The organism is Acinetobacter sp. YH12129 (assembly GCF_013418685.1).
GTDB lineage: Bacteria > Pseudomonadota > Gammaproteobacteria > Pseudomonadales > Moraxellaceae > Acinetobacter > Acinetobacter amyesii.
Map to the genome: position 1 here is coordinate 1 of NZ_VPBP01000018.1, position 20,881 is coordinate 20,881.

The following is a 20,881-nucleotide window of genomic DNA, read 5'->3' on the forward strand; positions in this document are numbered from 1 at the left end:
ACTTAAAGCAGCGTAATAAAATAGAGACTTTATTTAGCCTGTTAAAAGGGAAATATCATTTGGTGACGAGTAAAGCGAGAAGCATTGAAGGATACTTAGCTGGAATTTATGCATCTCTATGTGCTTACCAGTTATGCCATCAAAACAAGCCAACCATTCGAGTAATGGAATGATTGGCTTAAGCAGGATTCAGGTTAAACTTAATATTTTATATTACAAAGAACCCATGTGTGCCATCATTCTTAAGCTGATCGACTAAACCGAACTCCCAGTCTAGATAAGATTGCATTGCTTCTCTTGAATTATCGGTACCTTCATAAGGGCGTTTATATCGATCAATCTCTTCTGAAAGTAAATCTAATTCTTGCTCTAATGGCAGACCTGTCTGCACCCAAGCAGCATTACCACCTTTTAAGATATATACTTTTTGATTTGAATTAAGTTGAGCTTTGATTTCTGGCACTGCATATTGAGCAAGCAAACTAGAACCACAAGTTACAACAATGGCATCTTTGTTTGTAAATTCTGACTGCTGGATCAGTTTAGCTACATCTGCTTTTAAAACCCATTGTGCATTTGGAATATGCCCTTTTTTGTAGTTAGCTGCAGTAGTGAAATCCCAAATAGCAATATTTTGTGTTGCTGAAAGTTGTTGCAGCTCTTCTGGAGAAATAAATAAGTCAACATCTATCTGGGGTGTAGCAGGTTTCCAGCCTCCCGCTTCAGCCAGAAGTTTTACAAAATCATCTTCAAGTACATAAACATCCCAGTTCATTTGTGCTAACCAAGAACCGGTCATATATGCCCGAACAAGTTGATCGTCAACTAAAACAATACAAGCACCACGCACTGCAGCATAATGGTCAGTTTCCTGTACCAGCTGACCACCTGCTACCCAACGACTACCAGGTAAATGCCCTGCTGCATATTCCTGCTCAGTACGTACATCAAAAATATAAGTGGTTTTATCTTCTTGTGCCTGTAGATCCTGTAAGTCAGTTAAACTGATTTGCTTTACACCTGCTTGCTTTGCCAATTCTTCAGCATTTTGTTTTGCCTGCTCGTCAATCTGGGTATCAAGAGCTACAAATGAACGTTGCTGACCATGCTCTAGTTGTTGTCCAGCGAGTGTCCAGCCAATCGTTCCATTTCGTAATGCAAAAATTTCATGAGGCAACTTAGCATTAATTAGTGATTGAGTACCAATAATACTGCGAGTACGACCAGCACAATTTACAATAATCTGGGTGTTTTCATCTTTAACCAATGAAGGAGCACGCAGAACCAATTCTGCGCCTGGAACACTCATCCCAGTTGGGATACTCATAGTCTGATATTCATCAAAACGTCGAGCATCTAAAATGACGATATTTTCTTGAGCATCAATTTTTGCTTTTAGTTCCTCGGCACTAAGAGATGGTGTGCCCTTATGATGCTCTACAAACTCACCAAATGCTTTACTGGCAGAGTTAACATCAATGAATAATTCACCACCATCACGTTGCCATGCTTCTACGCCACCTTCTAAAACTGCAATGTTACTATAACCATACTCGCTAAGTTTTTTATAGGCGCGCTCAACACGACCATCGCCATCATCATAAATAACCGTGAGTGTATTTAGACGAGGAATACGGTTATAAATTTCAATTTCGAGACGTGATAAAGATATATTTGTCGCAAATAAGGGGTGATTTTGAGCGAAGATATGCTCTTCCCTTAAATCTACAATAGCAACTTCCTCGCCAGCCAGTAATTTTTCACGGATTTCTTGATAAACGATAGTTTTCATTCTTTTAACATCACTCTTTAAAAATTTGAATAACCAGAAATAAATGGTTTAGCTGTACCGTCTAGTTGATAGGTAAAACGCTCAACTTTGCCTATATTTGCACCATAAATATGGATACTGATTGAGACTTTATCCTCAAAGGCATTGTTAACAGCATGAATATCTCCCGTAGTTGGTGTAAACCAGTCGATATCTCCCACTTCGAGATACTCGCCTTGAGCAACTGAATGTAAACCTGCCTCATCACAGGTATAAGGTGTAGAGACTTCTGCACCTTCAAGCACACCAATTGCACCCCATACTTCGTGGTTATGAATTGGTGTTTTTTGACCTGGTCCCCAAACAAAGCTGACAATGGAAAAACGCTCTTCAGGATCTAGATACAATAGATATTGTTGATAATATTCTGGATGCGGTTTTTTAAACTCTGGTTCAAGCCAGGTTGAATCCTGGAGGAGCTTTTTAAACTCAGGTGTAAAGCGCTGAATTAAGTTTTGCTCATCCAGTTGTTCTACTAATCCTTGCTCAATAGCATTAATTACAGATGCTAAAGCATTCAGATATTTAGTCATATTAATTTCCTGCCTGCTTTGTATTAAACTCACGATCAAACAGACCGCTTACATCAATTTTCTGATTTAATAATTGGTGTTTATGATAGAAATCTGCTGTGTCTTGCGAAGTGGCAATTACATCATCAGTAATACTAGTCCATGTGGCATTTTTTCGTTTGAATGCTAATGTGGCTGGTTCTTCTGGAATTCCGGTGATTTTTGCAAGTTCTTTACCAAATGACTGGTAGTTTTTATTTACCCATTCCTGAGATTCTTCAAGCCGGTAGATAAAGTCCTGAATAGCTGCACGCTTCTGCTGATCATTTAAAGCTTGCTCTGTACCGGCAAGGAATGTAAAACCTGAATATAATCCACGTCCATTTTCAATGATTCGAAAACCATCAATGACTTCAGCATAGGCAGTGTATGGATCCCAAACTGCCCATACATCAACATTGCCATTTGCAACAGCAAGTTTGCCATCTGCTGGTGGCAAAAATTTAAAATTTACATCAGAAGCTTTCAAGCCAGCACGTTCTACAGCACGTAATGTAACCAGCTGACCAATCGAGCCCTTATTCGCTGTAATAGTTTTTCCTTTGATATCCTGAATGGATTTAATCGGACTATCTTTAGGCACTAGTAAAGCTACTGCATACGGATCATATCGGTTAACCGCAATTGCACGTGCATGACCACCATTTGCATTTGCAAAGATGAATGGTGCATCTCCAAGATAACCAATATCAATCGCGGTAGCATTTAATGCTTCGGCAACTGGAGCTGCTGCCGGGAATTCATACCATGAAATTTTATAATCGATACCATCTAGAAGTTTTGATGCCTCTAGCTGGGCACGCATATTTCCTTTTTGATCACCAATTTTGAGTTCAATTTGTGCTGAATTTTTAAGTTTAGTCACTTCTTTTGTATTTTCAGCTTGATTAACCTGTTTATCACAAGCAGTTAAACTTATTGAAACAGCACTAATAATGCCAACTAATATTTTTTTCATTTCAATCACACTTTTTAATATTTTGTCAGCAAGGCCTAGGCAATCTTGTTTAATTTATCCAGTTCGGCTGTTTTATAACGGATGCTTGGTAGTAGTTCTTTGCCGTATTCAATGACATCATTTAATGGGTCAAAACCACGAATCAATACGCTGTTAATACCTAGCTTATAATATTCTGCAATAGATTCTGCTACTTGCTCTGGTGTACCTACTAAAGCTGTAGAGTTATGGTTGCCATGTACTAAGGTAGAAATGCCAGTCCATAAATTAGTGTCATGCACTTCTTGTGATGCCAACTCCACTAAACGCTGGGCTCCTACACTTTGAGCACTTTGTTTATCTTTGCGCAGACCGCGGTTTTCAATTTGCTCTCGAGTCAGACTGTAAATATCCTGTGCCTTTTCCCAAGCCTGTGTTTCGGTATCTGCAATAATTGGACGGAAAGAGATATTAAAATCCAGTGGATTTTTACGCTCAAAATTTACTTCATTTGCTCGAATATTTTTTATAAGCTCTTCAGCACCAGCTAAAGGCTCACCCCAAAGTGCAAATACATCTGCATGTTCAGCAGCTACATTTAATGCTTCTTGAGAAGAACCTCCGAAATATACTGGCAAATGAGATTGATAAGGTTTGATTTCTGAGAAACCATCTTTGACTTGATAGTATTTACCACTGTACTGGAAGGGGTTATCGCTGTACCAGGAAAGCTTAGCGATGTCTAAAAATTCTTTTGTACGGGCATATCGTTCGGCTTTAGTTAAGAAATCACCATCACGCTGCTGTTCTGGATCACTTCCCCCGGTAATAACATGAATTGCTAAACGACCTTTAAGTAAATGATCTAGAGTTGCATACTTACGTGCAGCTAAAGTTGGCGCTATAAAACCTGGACGATGTGCTAATAAAAACTTTAATTTCGAAGTATTTGCACCTGCATGAGCCGCCACAATAAAGCCATCGGGCTGATCTGACCATTGACCAATCAATACCCGATCAAATCCAGCATCCTCATGGGCTTTAGCAAAATTTGCAACATAATCTGGATTAAATACTGGGCCTTCTGCTGGGATCGTTTCCGAAGCAAGACGATGGCCAATCATGCCTAAAATTTGAATTGTCATTTCAATTTCCAAAATATTTTTTTGAACTTGAAACAACTGTAATTTAAAAATTAGTATGTGTTAAATAAATATTTATCATAAACTAATATTAATTTTACGCATAAGAATGCGTTTTTAGATTACGTTAAATGCAATTTTTGGTTAAAACGTTCCATAATTACATCAAACAATTCAGTTTGTGCATGGCTCAGGTTTTCTCGACGTGCATTGTAAACAATGACATCTAGATTTAGTTCTCCAGTATCTATAATTGATAATTGGTGAAAATGAGGAGTTTGAAAGATTAATTCCTGTGCCAAGAAACCTGCACCAACTCCCTGTTGTATTAAATCCAACTGGATTCTAGTTCCAGTAACTTCAATCTTTAAATTTAGCTGTTTATACTGTTTTTCTAATTGTTCAGTTAAAAATTCTCTAAATCCACATCCTTTATTATTTAAAATCCAACCTAGATCCTGCAAGTCTTCCCATGTTGAAACACCTGATCTGCTTAAAGATTTTGCTACTACAGGTCTAATATGTAAGGTACCCATAATTTTCAGAGAATAATCTTTTGGAAAAGCATTATGTTCTTTTGCAGTAGAAATCACGCCATCAAGTTCATCGTGAGCTAATTTAGATAATAATTCCTTACCCCACCCTGTACTAATTTCAATTTTTGCAGAGGGAAAATCTTTTTGGAGGTCTTGTATCATTCCAAAAATACCAGACTCTGACAGGCTATTTGGAATTCCTATCCTAAGATGTGTTGAATCTGCACTTTGTAAAGCAATGATCTGCTTCAATCTATTGAACTCTTGCTCGATAATACAGCACTGTTCATATATTTCTCGTCCTTTTGCGGTTAACTTTAAAGGGCGAGTATTTCGGTCAAAAAGTTGAACTGAACAGGCTTGTTCTAGACTCTGGATGCGACGTGTAACTGCAGGTTGTGTGATACCTAATTGTTGAGCAGTAAGACTCGTGGATTGCAATTTAACAAAAGCAATAAAAGCATGGATGTCTTCAATCTTCATTAAAAATTTAACCTCGGCATAATCGCGCTGCACAGCTGTCTGCTTGAAATCTAATTTGATATTTGAATAGCTCATATCATACTGGCTATCAAATTTATTTAAAAATTCAGGAGCTTATTCTATGTGAATTTAATATGAATTATTTAGAAAGATCAGTATTCTCTTCATTCATACAAAGGAAATTTTCTAACAAAAAATACTCAATTAAGGGTTTCTAGTTTTTAACAGAGCGAATCAACTCCTATTCACCTAAATTGAGTATCTAAAGTAGATGGTGCAAGTGACTATCTTACAAATTAACTTTGAATATTTAGATTAAATTATAACAAAAGATATTAAAAAACAAATTCTTAGCTATAAATTGATCTATATTCATTTTTCGCGGATTCTAGATTCCCTCTAATTTAAAGCGAAGTGAATATAATTCATATGAAAAGATAAAATTCAGAATAAGCTATGTTTTGTTTATAAAAGAATGAAAGTAACGTTATTATCTCAATCAATAAATTACAGAAATGTTTTTAATAAATATTACTAACACACTGATATAATTAACAAATTCTATACTAAAGCATAATTTTTCATTATAATTTTATTAGAATTATTGATATAAATCTTCTGTAAAGGGTGGAGAATAGATCAATCTTAAATTTAGCATTCATTATTTTTATATAATTTTATTAAAAATATTTATTTTAAACATATTAAATTCTCATTTATGTTGAGCTGAATAGGACTACTGCATCAGTGATGCTGAGCTAAACATAGAGAATAAATGATGATACAACTACAGGATCTTAAGAAAACATTTATCCAAAAGGATGGTCAATTCACGGCTGTTTCCGATGTTAGTCTAAATATTCATCAAGGTGATGTATTTGGCATTATCGGTTTTAGTGGTGCAGGAAAATCAACATTATTGCGCATGATTAACCTGCTAGAACGTCCCAATACTGGTGATATTAAAATAGAAGGTGTTTCCCTTTTACGATTATCAAAAAAGCAATTACTCGAACAGCGTAAATCCATTGGTATGATTTTTCAGCATTTTAACTTGCTGACCAACCGCACTGCTCTAGAAAATATTGAGTTGCCGTTAGAATTTTCAGGTGTGCCAAAAGCAGAACGTCATAAACGTGCTTTAGAATGCTTGGAAATTGTTGATTTGTTAGATAAAAAAGATGCTTATCCAAGTCAACTTAGCGGTGGACAGAAACAGCGTATTGCAATTGCCCGCGCTATTGTGACCCAGCCCAAAATTCTGCTCTGCGATGAGCCAACTTCTGCTGTCGATCCACAAACTAAAGAATCGATTCTGCATTACCTGTCAAAGATCAATAAACAGTTTGGTATCACCATAGTAATCGTGACTCATGAAATGCAACTAGTACACAAAATCTGTAACCGTGTGGCGGTAATGGAACAAGGCCAAGTCATTGAAGAGTTTGACCTCAATCAGCCAATCCAGCAACCAGTCAAATCTATTATTTCAAAATTATTACTCAATGATGTCAGTACTAGTTTAAAAGAGGCTTCCTAATATGTACGAAAAAGTAATTGGTATTTGGCCTGAAATTCAAACAGCACTTGGCGAAACCTTTTATATGCTGTCTGTCACGATTCTACTTGGCATTATTTTTGGTGGAATAGTAGGCACTGCCCTGTATTTAACTCGTGATGGCTCAATTTCTAGCAATAAGTTGGTAAATGGAGTTTTAAATGCTGTGGTGAACTTCATACGTTCTTTCCCTTTTTTAATTCTCGCTATTTCCATTGTGCCCTTAACACGCTTAATTGTGGGAACTTCAATTGGTACAACAGCCGCCATTGTTCCTATGACAATTAGTTGTATTCCATATTTTGCCCGTTTTGTTGAGGCAGCTTTGCTAGAAGTCAACCGTGGGGTAATTGAAGCAGCGGAAGCAATGGGCGCAACTAAATTTCAAATTGTACATAAAGTACTGTTTTCAGAAGCACGTGCAGCAATTGTTAACTCAATCACTATCGTGACAGTAAGTTATTTTTCCTATTCCACGATTGTTGGCATCGTTGGTGGTGGTGGTATCGGTGACTTTGCTATTCGTTATGGTTTTCACCGCTTTGAAACCGACATTCTGATTGTAACTGTACTCATCATTATCTTTATTGTTCAAGTAATTCAATTTACCGGGAACTATTTTGTTAAACGTTTAGATAAGCGTATTTAAAGAATCAAATTCAACATGACCTTACAGTGGAATAACTTTTAAGAAGGTCACTTGGAAAAAATGAATTACACATATTAGGAAAAGTTTTTATGAATATTAAAGTTCAGGAGGTAGAGAATAGTGTACGTCCCTATCATGAACGCAAAGAGTTTCTTGCACTAATTGAAACTATTAAAGCTGATTTGGCTATTCGTGATGCAAATGGCGAACAGCCACCAGCACAGATTATTCAATACTTAAAATCTCAGAAAATCGGTGCATTGCGCTTACCCAAACAATATGGAGGGCAAGCACTAAGTATTGAAGAGTTATTTGCTGTAGTTATTGAATTAGGTCGTGTTGATTCTGATGTTGCTCATATTTTCCACTCACATTTTAACTTTACAGAAGAAGTAATAAGGCATCCTGATCCAGCTTATCGCGAGAAATGGTTCAAGCGTATAGCTGGTGGAAAAATTATCAGCAATGCACTTGCAGAACCATCATCAAATAATGTCGGTAGTGGCAAGGTAAATACAAAAATTCTTAATGAAAATGGTCAATTATTTTTAGACGGTAAAAAGTATTTTACTACCGGTACTTTGTATGCAGATTATGTATTGGTATTCGCACAAAGTCATCTAGGTACTTTATGTCATGTTGTTGTACCGACTAATCGAGAAGGTGTAGAAATTTTTGATGATTGGATCGGGATTGGACAACGAAATACTGCTAGTGGGACTACGGTATTTAATCATGTAATCATATCTGAGGATGAGATCCGTTGGCCTAAACCCCATGGTTTAATTAATAAACCATTCGCACAACTGTATATTCAAGCGATCATTGCTGGTCAAACAAAAGCTGTAGAAGATCGCACTGCAGTACTGCTTGCTAATCGAGGTCGAACTTTTAATTATGGGAATGCTGAACAAGCTCGTGATGAGCCCCTCTTTCTCGAAAAAGCAGGAGAAATATCATCAATTGCTTTTATTGTAGAACAAGCAGTATTACGAGCGGCGCACTCACTAGACCAGGTTATTCAGCATTTAAACCAGCCGACTTATGATGATTTTTTGCAGAAAGCTGCTATAGAAACTGCAAAAGTAAAAGTTTCAATTGATCCATTAGCACTCAAAGCAGCCAATTTAATGTTTGAAGTCATTGAGGCATCTGCTATGGGGCACGAGACATTGAATGATCGACATTGGCGCAATATTCGTACCTTATCTACCCACAATCCAGTTAGCCTCAAGGCAAAGGTATTGGGAGATATTCTAGTGAATAAACGCACTGTACCCAATATTAGTTATTTCTAATCTAACCATATATTTAACCATTCTCAATATTTGAATGTAATTCTAAAAAGTAGCGCTAATAGCGCTTTAGGGGCTATTTATTTATGAAACTTAAATCTTTATTAACTGCTGTTTTTACAGCATCAATTGGTCTTGGATTAACAGGCTGCTCTAAACAGGAAAAAACAGTTTCTAGTGAAAGTAGTGAAAAAAAAGTAGTTACCTTACTTACACGTGATAACCCTCCATATCCACAAGTTGCTGAATATGTAAGGGATAAAGTCAAAAAACAAAATATTGAACTGAAAATTAAATATGCTAATGATGGCCTGATTCCAAATAAATCTGTGGCAGAAAATGAAGCAGATTTAAACTATTTTCAGCATAAGTATTATATGCAGTCAGCAAAAGAATTAAATAATTGGGATTTAATAGCAATTGCCTCTACTTTTAATGGAATGTTCGGGGCATATTCCCCTAAATATAAAAATATCAATGATCTTCCAGATAAGGCTAAAATCGTAATTCCATCAGATCCTTCAAATGGTGGACGTGCATTAAATCTATTGGCACGAGCAAAATTGATCGAGTTAAAACCGAATACTGGTGCAAAAACAAGTTTAAAAGATATTACAGCTAATCCAAAGAACTTACAGTTTTTAGAAGTTGAACATGCTTTAGTACCAGTTAGCTTTAAAGATTCAGATTTAGCAATTATGGCTGGTGCATATACTATTCATGCTGACTTATTGCCAAAACGTGATTCAATTTATCTTGAACAAGATAATCAAGAATACGATAGCGTTCTCGTATCCAATAGCAAAGCATCTCAAAAACCTGAAGTACAACTTGTTAAAGATGCTTTTATTGCAGACGATACGCGTGAATTTGTTTTAAAAAATTATGCCGAAACGGTTACCTGGCCAAAACGATAAAACTGTTTCATAACTTTATAGGTTGTCTCAGACCTCTACGTTGACATAGTGGAGGTTTGGGAATTTTTCATTTTTAACTCTAAAAAAACATCGAATTCATCAAGTTCATGAACTGGAAAAATTTAAATATTAAAACTATACAGACAAGTTGTTGATTTTATTAATGTTTAAATGATGTTTTTCTATGTGCTAGACTTTAGGTGAACATAAGTTAAATAGAATATCCAAGACTGTGGCCTACACAACGCATCCGTTGCCACAGCTCGACATCGTGAATCTGTAAAATTATCATTCACGATGCCGAGTACGCTAATGAACATAATATACGTTATGCCGAAATCAGAATCTTATCAATTGGCGAATCTGACGTTCCTGATGTTTAAATTCAAACCCTCTCATTTTTTCAACTCGCTCAGGTTATAATAATGGTCTCCCAAAATATGATTGATCTAATATGAGCACCTCCAATGACCCTTTACACGGCAAAAAACTTGCTGACATCTTGGATGAATTATTGGATTACTACGGTGGTTTTGAAGGCTTAAGCCGCAAAATTGAAATTAGATGTTTTTGCATAGATCCAAGCGTTAAATCATCACTACGATTCTTACGTACTACACCTTGGGCACGTGAAAAAGTAGAAAGCTTATATTTGTATGTCTTACGCCAAAAAGCCAAACAGAAAGCGTAACGATTAATACCTACGCTCAAATAATCTTGTATAGCAGTTTGTGTTTTAAGATAAAATGAAACTGCTGAATCCTTCTAGCTATTCCTTGCACGCAGTATTTTCGCCTCAGATTTAATTCGATCCCTATTATGAGCAATACTTTTTCCCAGCATCCTCAAATTGGTGTAGTCACTACATTTTCTGAATTGATTCATCGTCATTTCGAAGGTCAAATGAATGCGCTTTGCTGGCAACGCAGCATACAAGGCGACTTTAAAGAAATAGTCGAAAAACTCGAACTGATTGAAAATATAACCGAAATTTCTATAGATGATCTGATGAAGTTAACACTTTCATCGCAAGGCCATTTAGCCAGAGAAGTTATTTTAAATGATCTGCAACAATTAACAGCATTTGGTGCATCACCTTCGTTGAACTTGCTCAAATGTTATGAACGAGATGATGAATTCGATTTCATCTCAACCGATGTTTATTCCTTTCATGTCGATCGATCACCTATCGCTACCGATACCTTTTTATGTACATATTATGGTGCTTCCAGTGATATTGTGCCAAATGATCAAGTGACACAAAGAATCTTAATTCCTAAAATACGAGAACAACTTAAAGATTTGTACGATGGCCCTACCTCAGAATTTGATGATTTTTTAGCGGAATATTTTTTTGATTTACATTATCAGCTCAAAGAAAATGCTGTGCCTGTAAATCTAGGCAATGGTCATCTTTGGCGTTTAGCGGTGGATCATCCTACACAGCAAGTTTTGCCTTGTGTGCACCGCGCACCTGTAGAAAATGTAGGTGAATATCGGCTTATACTGATTTGCTGATTTTAGCTGTGTTTAAATATTGATAAATCGTAAGTCCATACGATCCATTCTGTCTAATGAATGAACCGTATGGGTTAATGCAATATCGTTTTAATCAAAATTGCTTAGTCTAGATTATTGAGATCGAGCTGTATTAAGCCAGCGGTAAAGCACTGGCAATAGCACCAAGGTCAGCAAGGTGGAAGAAAGAATACCGCCGATCACAACCGTGGCTAAAGGCCGTTGCACTTCCGCACCTGTACCTGTTGCCAAAGCCATTGGTACAAAACCTAAAGAGGCAACACAGGCAGTCATGAGTACTGGGCGTAATCGAAGTACAGCGCCCTGCCATACGGCTTCATGCAATGGATACTTGTCCCCCAGTTCTTTAATGAAGGTCAGCATGACCAGGCCATTCAGCACAGCAACACCTGAGAGTGCAATAAATCCAATCCCTGCAGACATCGAAAGCGGAATATCTCTTAACCAAAGAAACAATACACCGCCCGTTAAGGCAAAGGGTACGCCAGTAAAGACCAGCAGACTTTCTTTCACATTATGAAATACTGCCATTAATAAAATAAAGATGGTCAGTAGTGCTAAAGGAATGACAATTTGCATTCTTGCTTTGGCAGATGCAAGGTTTTCAAATTGACCGCCATATTCAATCCAATAACCGCTTGGTAATGCATATTGTTTCAGCTGAGTCTGCATACCCGCCACAAAAGAACCTAAATCACGGCCCTCAACATTGGCAGTCACTACAATACGGCGTTTACCATTCTCACGGCTGACTTGATTGATCCCATCTACATTAGACACTGTGGCAACATTTGAGAGTACAATACTGCCACCATTTGGCAACTTTAACGGTAGTTGTGAAATTGTACTTACATTACGATCTTGATCATTTAAACGAATAACAAAATCAAAACGGCGATCACCTTCTAAAATCTCCCCTACACTTTGTCCACCGACACTGGCTGCCACAGTATCCTGTATAGATTTAACGTTTAAACCATATTGCGCAGCCAAAGCCTTATCTATTTCAATATTTAATAAAGGTAAACCTGAAGTTTGTTCAACTTTTACGGCGCTGCTCCCCGCAACTTGCTGCATAATTTTGGCGATCTTAGTGGCTTCTGTGTTGAGCACTTGCATATCATCGCCAAATATTTTGACGCCCACATCACTACGCACACCTGAGATCAACTCATTAAAGCGCAGTTCAATAGGTTGGGAAAACTCACTGTTATTACCTGGAATTGTAGCCACATAAGCCACCATACGGCCACGCAGTTCATCCACACTTTCTTTAGGGTTTGGCCATTCATTACGTGGTTTGAGCATGATATAACCATCGGAAATGTTCGGAGGCATTACATCGGTTGCTACTTCTGCCGTACCTGTACGAGCAAATACAGCCTGAATCTCTGGGAATTTTTTCAACAGCAGTTTCTCAGCGTTTTCCTGCATTCTTAATGATTCTTCTAAACCAGTGCTAGGAGAGCGCATCAGTTGAACTGCAAAATCACCTTCACTCAGCTGTGGTGCAAACTCACTGCCAATTTTGGTGCTTAAAAGCCCAGTAATGAGCAGTAAACACAGTGCAAAAGTCATCACTACAGCCTTGTAATGAAAGGCTTTATTTAAAATTTGAAGATACTGCTTTTTCAGCCAATTCATCCAACGGCTTTCTGTTTCTTTAATTTCACCTTTCACCCAAAGCGCTACAGCAGCAGGTACAAATGTAATAGACAGAATGATCGCCGCCACAAGTGCCAATACCACAGTTAATGCCATCGGATGGAACATTTTTGCTTCTACACCACTTAAAGCAAAAATTGGCAAATAAACCACTAAAATAATTAACTGACCGAATATCAGCGGACGGCGCGCCTGACGTGCAGCCAAAAAGACTTCTTTAAAGCGTTCATTTTGCGTTAATGGACGTTTCAAAATTTGCTGTGCATGGGCTAAACGTCGTATACAGTTTTCAACAATCACCACTGCACCATCAACAATAATCCCGAAATCCAATGCGCCTAAGCTCATTAGGTTCGCGCTGATATTCTTTTGTGCCATGCCGGTTAAGGTAAACAGCATGGATAGTGGAATAACGCAGGCAGTAATTAAGGCGGCACGGATATTACCTAAAAAGATAAATAAAATGATGATGACTAGAATTGCGCCTTCAACCAAGTTCTTTTGAACGGTTTTAATGGCTTTTTCCACCAATGTGGTACGGTCATAAACTGTTTCAATGATCACGCCTTTGGGTAAGCTGGATTGAATGTCTTTAATTTTGACATCTACAGCTTTCGAGACAGTTCGGCTATTTTGTCCCATGGCCATCATGGCAATACCTAAAACCGTTTCTTCGCCGTTATAGGTTGCACCACCTGTTCGCAAATCATGCCCTATCGATACTTGTGCAATATCACCCACCCGAATTGGACTGCCATTAGGGCTGTCAATCATGGTGTTTTCAATATCTGAAATGGTGTTTAAGGTTCCCGGCACTCGAACTGTTAACTGCTGACCATTTTCTTCAATAAAACCTGCACCACGGTTTTCATTATTTTCCGTAAGCGCTTGCTGTAATTGTTCTAATGACAGATTCAGCTGTTGCATACGGTTTAAATCAGGTGAAACCACGTAGGTTTTATTAAAGCCACCAATACTGTTGACCTCGGCAACACCTTGTACACGCTGTAATTGCGGACGCACAATCCAGTCCTGAATTTCACGCAAATCCATCGCGCTATATGCCGTGCCATCTGCTTTTTTTGCATTGGGTTCTGCTTTCAGCACCCATTGATAAATCTCGCCCAAACCTGTCGAAACGGGCGACATCGTCGGAGAAACCTGAGCAGGCAATGTCGACTGAACTTCTTGTACCCGCTGATTAATTTGCTGACGCGCCCAGTAAATATCCGTACCATCTTTAAAGACAATCGTGACTTGTGACAGGCCATAACGTGAAATTGAGCGGGTCAGCTCCAAATCTGGAATACCTGCCATTGCATTTTCAATCGGATAAGTAATCCGCTGTTCAACTTCTAACGCTGTAAAGCCATTGGCCTGCGTATTAATTTGCACTTGGGTGTTGGTAATATCAGGTACTGCATCAATCGGCAGTTTTTGATAACTGTAAATCCCGACGGCAATCCATGTGCAGACAAACAGCATCACCCAAATTGCATTTTGAATTGAAAACTGAATAATGCGTTCGAATAGACCTGCTGGCTTTGGTAAATTTGTGTTCGGATTCTCTGAATTAGTGTTCATGGCCAGCCTCGTCTTTTTCCAGTTCCGATTTCAGTAAAAAACTGCCTTGGGAAATATACTTTTGCCCTGCATCAAGACCCGAAATCACTTCTAGCCATTGCCCATCACTGGATGCTTGTCCAAGTTTTAGCGCTTGCGCTTTTAAATGCACTTGACCTTTTTGTTCAGATTCAACAATAAAAATACTGTCTTTACCCTCTATGCTTTGCACGGCGGACTTTTGCACCCGTAATACATTTTTAGTACCTGAATCTGCCAATAGCACGTTGACCATCACATTCGGGCGAAGCTCAGCAGATTGTTGTTTTAATTTGGCACGTACCACCAAGCGTCCCGTTTGCACATCTGCCTTTGACGTCAGGCTTTGTACCTCTGCGCTATAGAGCTGATCTGAACTATTGATTTTGAAAGAGACGATTTGACCCGTTTGTAATTGTGCGGAATATTGATGAGCTAAGTTAAATTCCAGCCACAAATCTTTAAGCTGTTCGATGGTGAACAATTGGTCTGCCAATTGCACATTTTCACCCACCACAATATCTTTTTGACTAATCACGCCAGCGATTGGCGCACGAATAATAAATCGTCCGTTTTGACCGCTATTCGCGCCCAAAGCTTGTAAGCGCGATTGTGCTGACTGTACGCTAATTTGAGCCTGACGATAGGCATTTTCAGCACGCTGGAAGTCCTGTTTGGCAGAAATTCCTTGAGACCATAGCTTTTGCTCACGCTGATAATCTTGACGGGCTAAATCTAAATTGGCTTCTGCCATACGTAAATTGGCTTGCTGATCAATCAATTCAGGTACTGACAGCACAGCTAAAGTTTGACCTTTTTGTACAGTTTGACCGAGTGCTACACTGACTTGTTCGACATGACCGCTGAAGTTTGGGGAAATATGTGCCTGCTGATCTGTATTGACCGCCAATTTACCCGGCAATTGAATAATATTTTCGACCAGACCATTTTCTACAGTCGCAATTTTAATTCCTTGTTCCACCATTTGTTGAGTGGTGAGTTGCAGTTCACCTTCTTCCGCATGTTCTGCTTCAGTATCACTCTTTTTGGCTTCGCTATTTTCACCTTCCGACTCAGTTTTATCCGCATCGGATTTATTTGTACTTAACCAAATAGCAGTACACAGCATCAGCGTTAGGCCAACCAAAACTGCAATCATCAAAGGCTGTGAAATTTTTCCATCTTGTTTAATTTTCATGTGATTAACTGCCTTATTGTGCTGATGCGCTGTTGATGAGATTTTGGGATGCCTCAATGGCTTTCTTATTGAGTTGGCTATAAGCATCTGAACGGCTGATTTCTTCATAACTGGTTCCAATACTTAAGGCTTCAGCACTGAGTGCGCTTTGCCAAGCCTGCGCCAAAATTTGCATTTGGCTAAGTCGAAGGTCTTGGAGTTGTTTTGTGGTTTGCTGTACGTCTGTAATAGCAAATTTACCTGCCTGAAAACCTTGCAAAGTTCGGTTTTGAACCTTTTCAGCCAAACCAATCTGATTGCCTGTGGCATCAAACTGCATACGCAGACCTTTAAGCTGGTGAATGCTATTGGCAATATCTAAAACTTGCTGTTTTAACTCGCGCTGTTGCTGATGATTTAATAAAATTTGCTGTTTTTGCGCCATTGGAATGGCATATTGCTGGCGGTTAAAAATATTGAGCGGAATATCCACACCAAGTACCAAGGCCGTATCATTGGCGTCAGTTGGAGATTTGGTACGTGACATGCCCATATTTAGGGTTGGGTTTGGGCGTGCCTGTACTTTTAAATGTTCAATTTGCTGATTTGCCTGCTGAATATTCAAGGCATACAATTTTTGTAACCAACCTTCCGATAAATTACATTCAACTAAACTTTGGCTCTGTTCAGGCCAAGGCGTAACGCTGTTATTCAACGCGATTTGCGACGTGGATTCACCCCATAAATTAGAAAGCTGACGTGCCGCAGTTTGCTGTTTTAAAACTGCCTGTTGGTATAAACGCTGTATTTCCAAAGCTTCAATTTGAGCGCGCTCCACATCTACCAAAGCGATACTGCCAGCTTGATAACGTTTTTGTGCACTGTCCAAATTAGATTTACTGAGTTTGAGCTGTGTAGCGTAAATTGATTGCTCATTTTGAGCGATGGCTAGCTGTGACCATGCAAACTTCACAATCAGCTGACTTTGCGCATTCCAAATCTGCTGTTGCAACTGAATTTGCTGTGCAGAGGTACTCGCGAGTGCTTGATTGATTTTACGTTGACCGAATACATCCAGTGGCTGACTGATTCCGATACTGAGCTCTTGATCTTGATTTTTACCAAAACCATTTTGTTCAATCGATAGACTTGGATTCTGCCAAAGCTTGCTTTGGCGCACATTAAAATCTGAGATTTGCTGTTGTTGTTGCCAAATATCTGTTTGTGCTTGGTAGTTTTGTACTTTGGCAAATGCAGATTCAAAACTACTGACATTTTCGGCAAACGTACTTTGTAAGGCCGTCGAAATACCGACAGCTAAGCCTAGACGTATAAACGCCGTAAAATATAAAGACATGATTTTTCCCACTCATTTATTAAAAAAAGTGGCGGGAATTTTTTAGGCTACCCCGCCATTAGCGGGGCATAAACAGGAGGAGGTGTTTGCAGTAATAAATCAGGGGCTTGATAAAGATTCTTCCAAACAAATTTTGGCGAATATTCAAAGCTCTGATGTGCAATAAAAAGAATCGATTGTTGATTTTGCACAATCAAATGCGTCATAGACGGCAAATGGTCTTGATGATCTTCACCGAGTTGCAGATCGTTAGCGATATTTTTGACTGGTTTGCTACTGGATTCATCAGATGCTTGATGCAACGAATGCTGTGGATCGGTTTCATTGCTAACGCATAAGATATTTTGATGATGACCAAAATGATAGCTTTGAACAACTTGAGTTTGCTCTTCATGCACACAGAAAGCGGCTGCCACGTTCCAAAGGCTTTGGAACATGAACAATCCAACTAAGACTGTTATCCATGTCGCAGAACGCATATTGCATCAATCAAGAAAATTTTAACGATTATAAAGCTTGGAGTCGGTCGAAGGTCAAGTGAATCTTTGAATTTGTCTTAAAAATGGATTGCCATAGAGATATAACGTAAGGCATTCGCTTTAATCCCCTGACACGGCACATGCTAAAGACAATCCATTGGTTCATGATTACGATTTTTATCGGCGAAACCTTTATTTTTAATTCAGTTCGGAATCATTCTTTACTCTAGATTTTCTTGTCACAACTAAGCCGCAGATAACCACCAATGTCGTAACACCTAAAGATAATGAAGTTTCATAACTGTAGGCTGGAGATAAAAACATATAGATCAGCACACTTAAGATCACCAAAATGACTGCCCATGTGAGCCATGGAAATAGCCACATTTTAAACGCAACCTCAGTTCCATTTTTTTCGATTTGTGTTCTCAATTTAAGCTGTGAAAATGCAATCACTAAATAAACCAATAAGGCAATTGAACCTGTTGTAGACAGTAAAAATCCAAATACTTGGCCTGGAAATAAATAATTGACTGCACAGCAAATTAAGCCCACTACAGACGATGCAAATACTGCAATTGCAGGTACACCAGAGGCATTAATGGATGTGACCCATTGAGGTGCTTCTTTACGTGTCCCCAATGAAAATAACATCCTTGAAGAACTATAAAGTGCGGCATTCATACAACTTGCAACCGCAATAAAGACCACACTATCAATAATCAATTTTGATTGTGGGATATTTAAGCTGACCAAGACATACTGGAAGGTGCCTAATTGTTGTAATTGTGGTGAACGCCAATCTACCAGTGCAACCGTTATAAAAATTGAAACCACAAAAAATAAGATGACCCGATACAGTACTAAATTGGTTGCACGTTTAATTTTTTGTTCAGGATCTTTTGATTCTGCTGCAGCGATAGACAGTATTTCTACACCAAAGAATGAAAATGCTGAAATCAATATTGCTGAAAGTACACCACCCAGGCCATTTGGCATAAATCCATCATTTTTAAACAGATTTTCTACACCACTTACATTAGGTGCTAAGGGCCAAAACCCCAATATGGCGGTGAGTCCAATGCCGATAAAAATTACAATAGCCAAGACTTTTATCAGAGAAAACCAAAATTCAAACTCACCAAAACTCCGAGTACTAAAAAAGTTCGCTAAACTGAGAAGCACAATAAAGAATGTCGCAAAGACAGCGCTGGATATTGATGGAAACCATGCATGCAGAATTTCTGCACCAGCGATTGCTTCAATTGGAATAACTAAAACCCAAAACCACCAATATAACCATCCGATGGTAAAGCCCGCCCAAGGCCCAATGGCTTTTCTTGCATAGGTTGAAAATGAGCCGGTGTCAGGTTGAGCTACAGCCATTTCTCCCAACATTCGCATGATTAAAAAAACCAAAATACTGGTAGTAATATAAGCAAGAACGGCGGCAGGCCCTGCTTTTGCAATCGCAGCAGATGATCCAACAAACAGTCCAGCACCAATTACACCACCAATACTGATCATTGTAATATGCCGATTAGATAGCCCTGCACCCAGTTTTGCAGTTGAATTATGTGTGGCTAAGCTATCATCATGCATCGATTAGATTCCCTGTCTGCACGGTCAGTCGTACAAATCATTATTTCCAAGATCATTAGGAATAAAAAAGGGAAAACGCTGTGTTCTCCCTTGTTTTGTAACAATTTAATCTAGAAAATGAGTTTTTCATAGTTCTAATCAAAACTTTAAGATGCAGCTTAATACCATTTTTTCATCTAATTCACTGTTATTACTTATATAATTTATATTTATTTAAAAACTTATTTGACCATTTTCTAGATGCAAAATATGGGCTTTTAAATAATCTAACTCATCACTATGATGCGTGACATATATCATCGGCAGCGCCGACTGTTCTTTCACCGTGTTTAAAAATGGCAATATTTGATCTTTCAGCCTGCGGTCAAGTCCTGTCAGCGGTTCATCTAACAGCAGTAAGTCAGGCTGTGACAGCAATGCGCGTCCTATGGAAACGCGCTGCGCCTCACCGCCAGAAAGTTCATGCGCCCGCCGTTTGAGCAGTGGCTGTAACTCAAGCAGATCCGCTACTTGCTGAAACTGAAATTGCGCATTTTCCTGAGCGCTTAACTTCTCTGCATATTGCAGATTTTGCTGCACATTCATATGTGGGAAAAGCCATGCTTTTTGGAAAATCAGCGCAATACGGCGTTTATGCATTGGCAAGTTAATTTTTTGCGCCGCATCGAACACTTCACACTGATTCAGCGAAATAAACCCTTGCTGCGGCTGCAGCAAACCAACCAAATTTTTCAGCAGCGTAGATTTCCCACTACCTGATGGCCCCATAATGCCCAGCAGCTGATCCTGCATCTGCAGCCGAGCCTGCAACTTAAAATCGGTGTATTGAAACTGAAAATCACACTGAAGCATGGCCGGCTCCGAGTTTTCGCTGATAGCGCTGTAAAATATAATAATTGGCAATCAATGCGCCAAAAGCCGCCAGCAATGAAAGGATCACTAAACGCATTGCGGATTCTTCGCCATTGGGCTGCTGTATCAGCGAATAAATGGCGATAGGAATGGTTCGGGTTTCATCAGGAATATTACCCACAAAGGTAATGGTTGCGCCAAATTCGCCCAGACTGCGGCTAAATCCTAAAATACTGCCAATTAAAATCCCTGGTAAAGCCAGCGGCAGGCTGATTGAGACAAATACCCGTAAAGGATGTGCGCCTAGTGAGCCTGCAACCTGCTCCAGCTGTTGATTGATCATTTGAAAAGACAAACGGATTGGCTGCACAACCAGCGGAAATGACACAATCATCGAAGCCAGTACTGCACCTTTCCAATTAAAAGCCAGTTGAATTCCCCATTCAATTAGCATCTGTCCAATCCAGCCATTTGAACCAAACAGTACTAGCAGCAGATAACCCAAAACCACCGGCGGCAGCACCATCGGCATTTGTAACAGCGCTTCGACCAAAAATTTCAAATGAAACTCATAACGTGCTAAAACCCATGCCAGCCCAATAGCAAATGGCAAGCAAAATACAGTGGCGCAAACGGCAACTTTAGCCGATAGATACAATGCGCTCCACTCTTCTAGGCTCAGCATGCT

At 38.9% G+C, this 20,881-nt stretch carries 18 protein-coding genes and 1 pseudogene; 7 read left to right on the forward strand and 12 right to left on the reverse strand.

The genetic code is table 11. From position 1 onward, the window contains the following. Positions 1-173: pseudogene (locus FTU65_RS10245) on the forward strand (IS982 family transposase); the annotation flags it as partial. A gap of 35 nt (positions 174-208) precedes the next feature. Here the strand turns inward: FTU65_RS10245 and FTU65_RS10250 are convergent. The 5 genes from FTU65_RS10250 to FTU65_RS10270 all read right to left on the reverse strand — a co-directional run bounded on the left by FTU65_RS10250 (position 209) and on the right by FTU65_RS10270 (position 5,576). Then, positions 209-1,792 carry a rhodanese-like domain-containing protein gene (locus FTU65_RS10250; protein ID WP_180011221.1) on the reverse strand — a complete coding sequence of 528 codons (1,584 nt, stop codon included), beginning with the start codon at positions 1,790-1,792 and terminating at the stop codon, positions 209-211. 17 nt (positions 1,793-1,809) lie between these two features. Then, positions 1,810-2,364, reverse strand: a complete 555-nt coding sequence (locus tag FTU65_RS10255) for a cysteine dioxygenase (RefSeq protein ID WP_180011219.1) — start codon at positions 2,362-2,364, stop codon at positions 1,810-1,812. A 1-nt stretch (position 2,365) separates the two neighbouring features. Next, positions 2,366-3,361, reverse strand: coding sequence for an ABC transporter substrate-binding protein (locus FTU65_RS10260; protein WP_180011217.1), 996 nt, complete (start codon positions 3,359-3,361; stop codon positions 2,366-2,368). A 35-nt stretch (positions 3,362-3,396) separates the two neighbouring features. Next, complete coding sequence (locus FTU65_RS10265) at positions 3,397-4,485, reverse strand: LLM class flavin-dependent oxidoreductase (protein ID WP_180011215.1); 1,089 nt, start codon at positions 4,483-4,485, stop codon at positions 3,397-3,399. A gap of 119 nt (positions 4,486-4,604) precedes the next feature. Continuing rightward, on the reverse strand, positions 4,605-5,576 hold the full coding sequence (locus FTU65_RS10270; protein WP_180011212.1) for a LysR family transcriptional regulator: 972 nt from the start codon (positions 5,574-5,576) through the stop codon (positions 4,605-4,607). 700 nt (positions 5,577-6,276) lie between these two features. Between FTU65_RS10270 and FTU65_RS10275 the strand changes: the two genes are divergently transcribed. The 6 genes from FTU65_RS10275 (at position 6,277) to FTU65_RS10300 (ending at position 11,438) form a co-directional block, all read left to right on the forward strand. Beyond that, the gene (locus FTU65_RS10275; protein WP_218949698.1) at positions 6,277-7,041 is read left to right on the forward strand and encodes a methionine ABC transporter ATP-binding protein; all 765 of its coding nucleotides are present in this window, start codon (positions 6,277-6,279) and stop codon (positions 7,039-7,041) included. 1 nt (position 7,042) lies between these two features. Further along, complete coding sequence (locus FTU65_RS10280; RefSeq protein WP_180011210.1) at positions 7,043-7,708, forward strand: methionine ABC transporter permease; 666 nt, start codon at positions 7,043-7,045, stop codon at positions 7,706-7,708. An 89-nt stretch (positions 7,709-7,797) separates the two neighbouring features. Continuing rightward, the gene (locus FTU65_RS10285; RefSeq protein ID WP_180011209.1) at positions 7,798-9,006 is read left to right on the forward strand and encodes an acyl-CoA dehydrogenase family protein; all 1,209 of its coding nucleotides are present in this window, start codon (positions 7,798-7,800) and stop codon (positions 9,004-9,006) included. A gap of 83 nt (positions 9,007-9,089) precedes the next feature. Continuing rightward, entirely contained in the window at positions 9,090-9,920 is an 831-nt protein-coding gene (locus tag FTU65_RS10290) for a MetQ/NlpA family ABC transporter substrate-binding protein (RefSeq protein ID WP_180011207.1), read from the forward strand. A 454-nt stretch (positions 9,921-10,374) separates the two neighbouring features. After that, a complete protein-coding gene (locus FTU65_RS10295) occupies positions 10,375-10,611 on the forward strand; it encodes a VF530 family DNA-binding protein (RefSeq protein WP_078193741.1) in 237 nt (78 codons plus the stop codon). Positions 10,612-10,739: 128 nt separating this feature from the next. Next, positions 10,740-11,438, forward strand: a complete 699-nt coding sequence (locus tag FTU65_RS10300; RefSeq protein WP_180011206.1) for a DUF1826 domain-containing protein — start codon at positions 10,740-10,742, stop codon at positions 11,436-11,438. A 114-nt stretch (positions 11,439-11,552) separates the two neighbouring features. On the opposite strand, the gene FTU65_RS10305 is transcribed toward FTU65_RS10300, so the two are convergent. The 7 genes from FTU65_RS10305 to modB all read right to left on the reverse strand — a co-directional run bounded on the left by FTU65_RS10305 (position 11,553) and on the right by modB (position 20,878). Then, the gene (locus FTU65_RS10305) at positions 11,553-14,708 is read right to left on the reverse strand and encodes an efflux RND transporter permease subunit (RefSeq protein WP_180065442.1); all 3,156 of its coding nucleotides are present in this window, start codon (positions 14,706-14,708) and stop codon (positions 11,553-11,555) included. Then, entirely contained in the window at positions 14,698-15,924 is a 1,227-nt protein-coding gene (locus FTU65_RS10310) for an efflux RND transporter periplasmic adaptor subunit (RefSeq protein WP_180065440.1), read from the reverse strand. The genes FTU65_RS10305 and FTU65_RS10310 overlap by 11 nt, the downstream gene beginning before the upstream one ends. Before the next feature lie 13 nt (positions 15,925-15,937). Further along, complete coding sequence (locus tag FTU65_RS10315) at positions 15,938-17,260, reverse strand: TolC family protein (protein ID WP_180021865.1); 1,323 nt, start codon at positions 17,258-17,260, stop codon at positions 15,938-15,940. 47 nt (positions 17,261-17,307) lie between these two features. Beyond that, positions 17,308-17,739 (reverse strand): cation efflux protein, CzcI-like, encoded by a 432-nt coding sequence (locus FTU65_RS10320; RefSeq protein ID WP_218949694.1) that lies wholly within the window; start codon positions 17,737-17,739, stop codon positions 17,308-17,310. A 198-nt stretch (positions 17,740-17,937) separates the two neighbouring features. After that, positions 17,938-19,341 (reverse strand): amino acid permease, encoded by a 1,404-nt coding sequence (locus FTU65_RS10325; RefSeq protein ID WP_180065438.1) that lies wholly within the window; start codon positions 19,339-19,341, stop codon positions 17,938-17,940. Positions 19,342-19,554: 213 nt separating this feature from the next. After that, positions 19,555-20,193, reverse strand: coding sequence for an ATP-binding cassette domain-containing protein (locus FTU65_RS10330; RefSeq protein WP_180065436.1), 639 nt, complete (start codon positions 20,191-20,193; stop codon positions 19,555-19,557). Next, positions 20,180-20,878 carry a molybdate ABC transporter permease subunit gene (modB, locus tag FTU65_RS10335; RefSeq protein ID WP_180065434.1) on the reverse strand — a complete coding sequence of 233 codons (699 nt, stop codon included), beginning with the start codon at positions 20,876-20,878 and terminating at the stop codon, positions 20,180-20,182. The genes FTU65_RS10330 and modB overlap by 14 nt, the downstream gene beginning before the upstream one ends. Between the last annotated feature and the right edge of the window lie 3 nt (positions 20,879-20,881).

Bases quoted from the DNA above. Each gene is read 5' to 3' on its own strand.
- FTU65_RS10280 (WP_180011210.1), top strand. From the start codon at position 7,043: ATGTACGAAAAAGTAATTGGTATTTGGCCTGAAATTCAAACAGCACTT.
- FTU65_RS10310 (WP_180065440.1), bottom strand. From the start codon at position 15,924: ATGAAAATTAAACAAGATGGAAAAATTTCACAGCCTTTGATGATTGCA.
- FTU65_RS10285 (WP_180011209.1), top strand. From the start codon at position 7,798: ATGAATATTAAAGTTCAGGAGGTAGAGAATAGTGTACGTCCCTATCAT.
- modB (WP_180065434.1), bottom strand. From the start codon at position 20,878: ATGCTGAGCCTAGAAGAGTGGAGCGCATTGTATCTATCGGCTAAAGTT.
- FTU65_RS10295 (WP_078193741.1), top strand. From the start codon at position 10,375: ATGAGCACCTCCAATGACCCTTTACACGGCAAAAAACTTGCTGACATC.
- FTU65_RS10255 (WP_180011219.1), bottom strand. From the start codon at position 2,364: ATGACTAAATATCTGAATGCTTTAGCATCTGTAATTAATGCTATTGAG.
- FTU65_RS10275 (WP_218949698.1), top strand. From the start codon at position 6,277: ATGATGATACAACTACAGGATCTTAAGAAAACATTTATCCAAAAGGAT.
- FTU65_RS10325 (WP_180065438.1), bottom strand. From the start codon at position 19,341: ATGCATGATGATAGCTTAGCCACACATAATTCAACTGCAAAACTGGGT.
- FTU65_RS10320 (WP_218949694.1), bottom strand. From the start codon at position 17,739: ATGCGTTCTGCGACATGGATAACAGTCTTAGTTGGATTGTTCATGTTC.
- FTU65_RS10300 (WP_180011206.1), top strand. From the start codon at position 10,740: ATGAGCAATACTTTTTCCCAGCATCCTCAAATTGGTGTAGTCACTACA.
- FTU65_RS10290 (WP_180011207.1), top strand. From the start codon at position 9,090: ATGAAACTTAAATCTTTATTAACTGCTGTTTTTACAGCATCAATTGGT.
- FTU65_RS10265 (WP_180011215.1), bottom strand. From the start codon at position 4,485: ATGACAATTCAAATTTTAGGCATGATTGGCCATCGTCTTGCTTCGGAA.
- FTU65_RS10305 (WP_180065442.1), bottom strand. From the start codon at position 14,708: ATGAACACTAATTCAGAGAATCCGAACACAAATTTACCAAAGCCAGCA.
- FTU65_RS10330 (WP_180065436.1), bottom strand. From the start codon at position 20,193: ATGCTTCAGTGTGATTTTCAGTTTCAATACACCGATTTTAAGTTGCAG.
- FTU65_RS10315 (WP_180021865.1), bottom strand. From the start codon at position 17,260: ATGTCTTTATATTTTACGGCGTTTATACGTCTAGGCTTAGCTGTCGGT.
- FTU65_RS10270 (WP_180011212.1), bottom strand. From the start codon at position 5,576: ATGAGCTATTCAAATATCAAATTAGATTTCAAGCAGACAGCTGTGCAG.
- FTU65_RS10260 (WP_180011217.1), bottom strand. From the start codon at position 3,361: ATGAAAAAAATATTAGTTGGCATTATTAGTGCTGTTTCAATAAGTTTA.
- FTU65_RS10250 (WP_180011221.1), bottom strand. From the start codon at position 1,792: ATGAAAACTATCGTTTATCAAGAAATCCGTGAAAAATTACTGGCTGGC.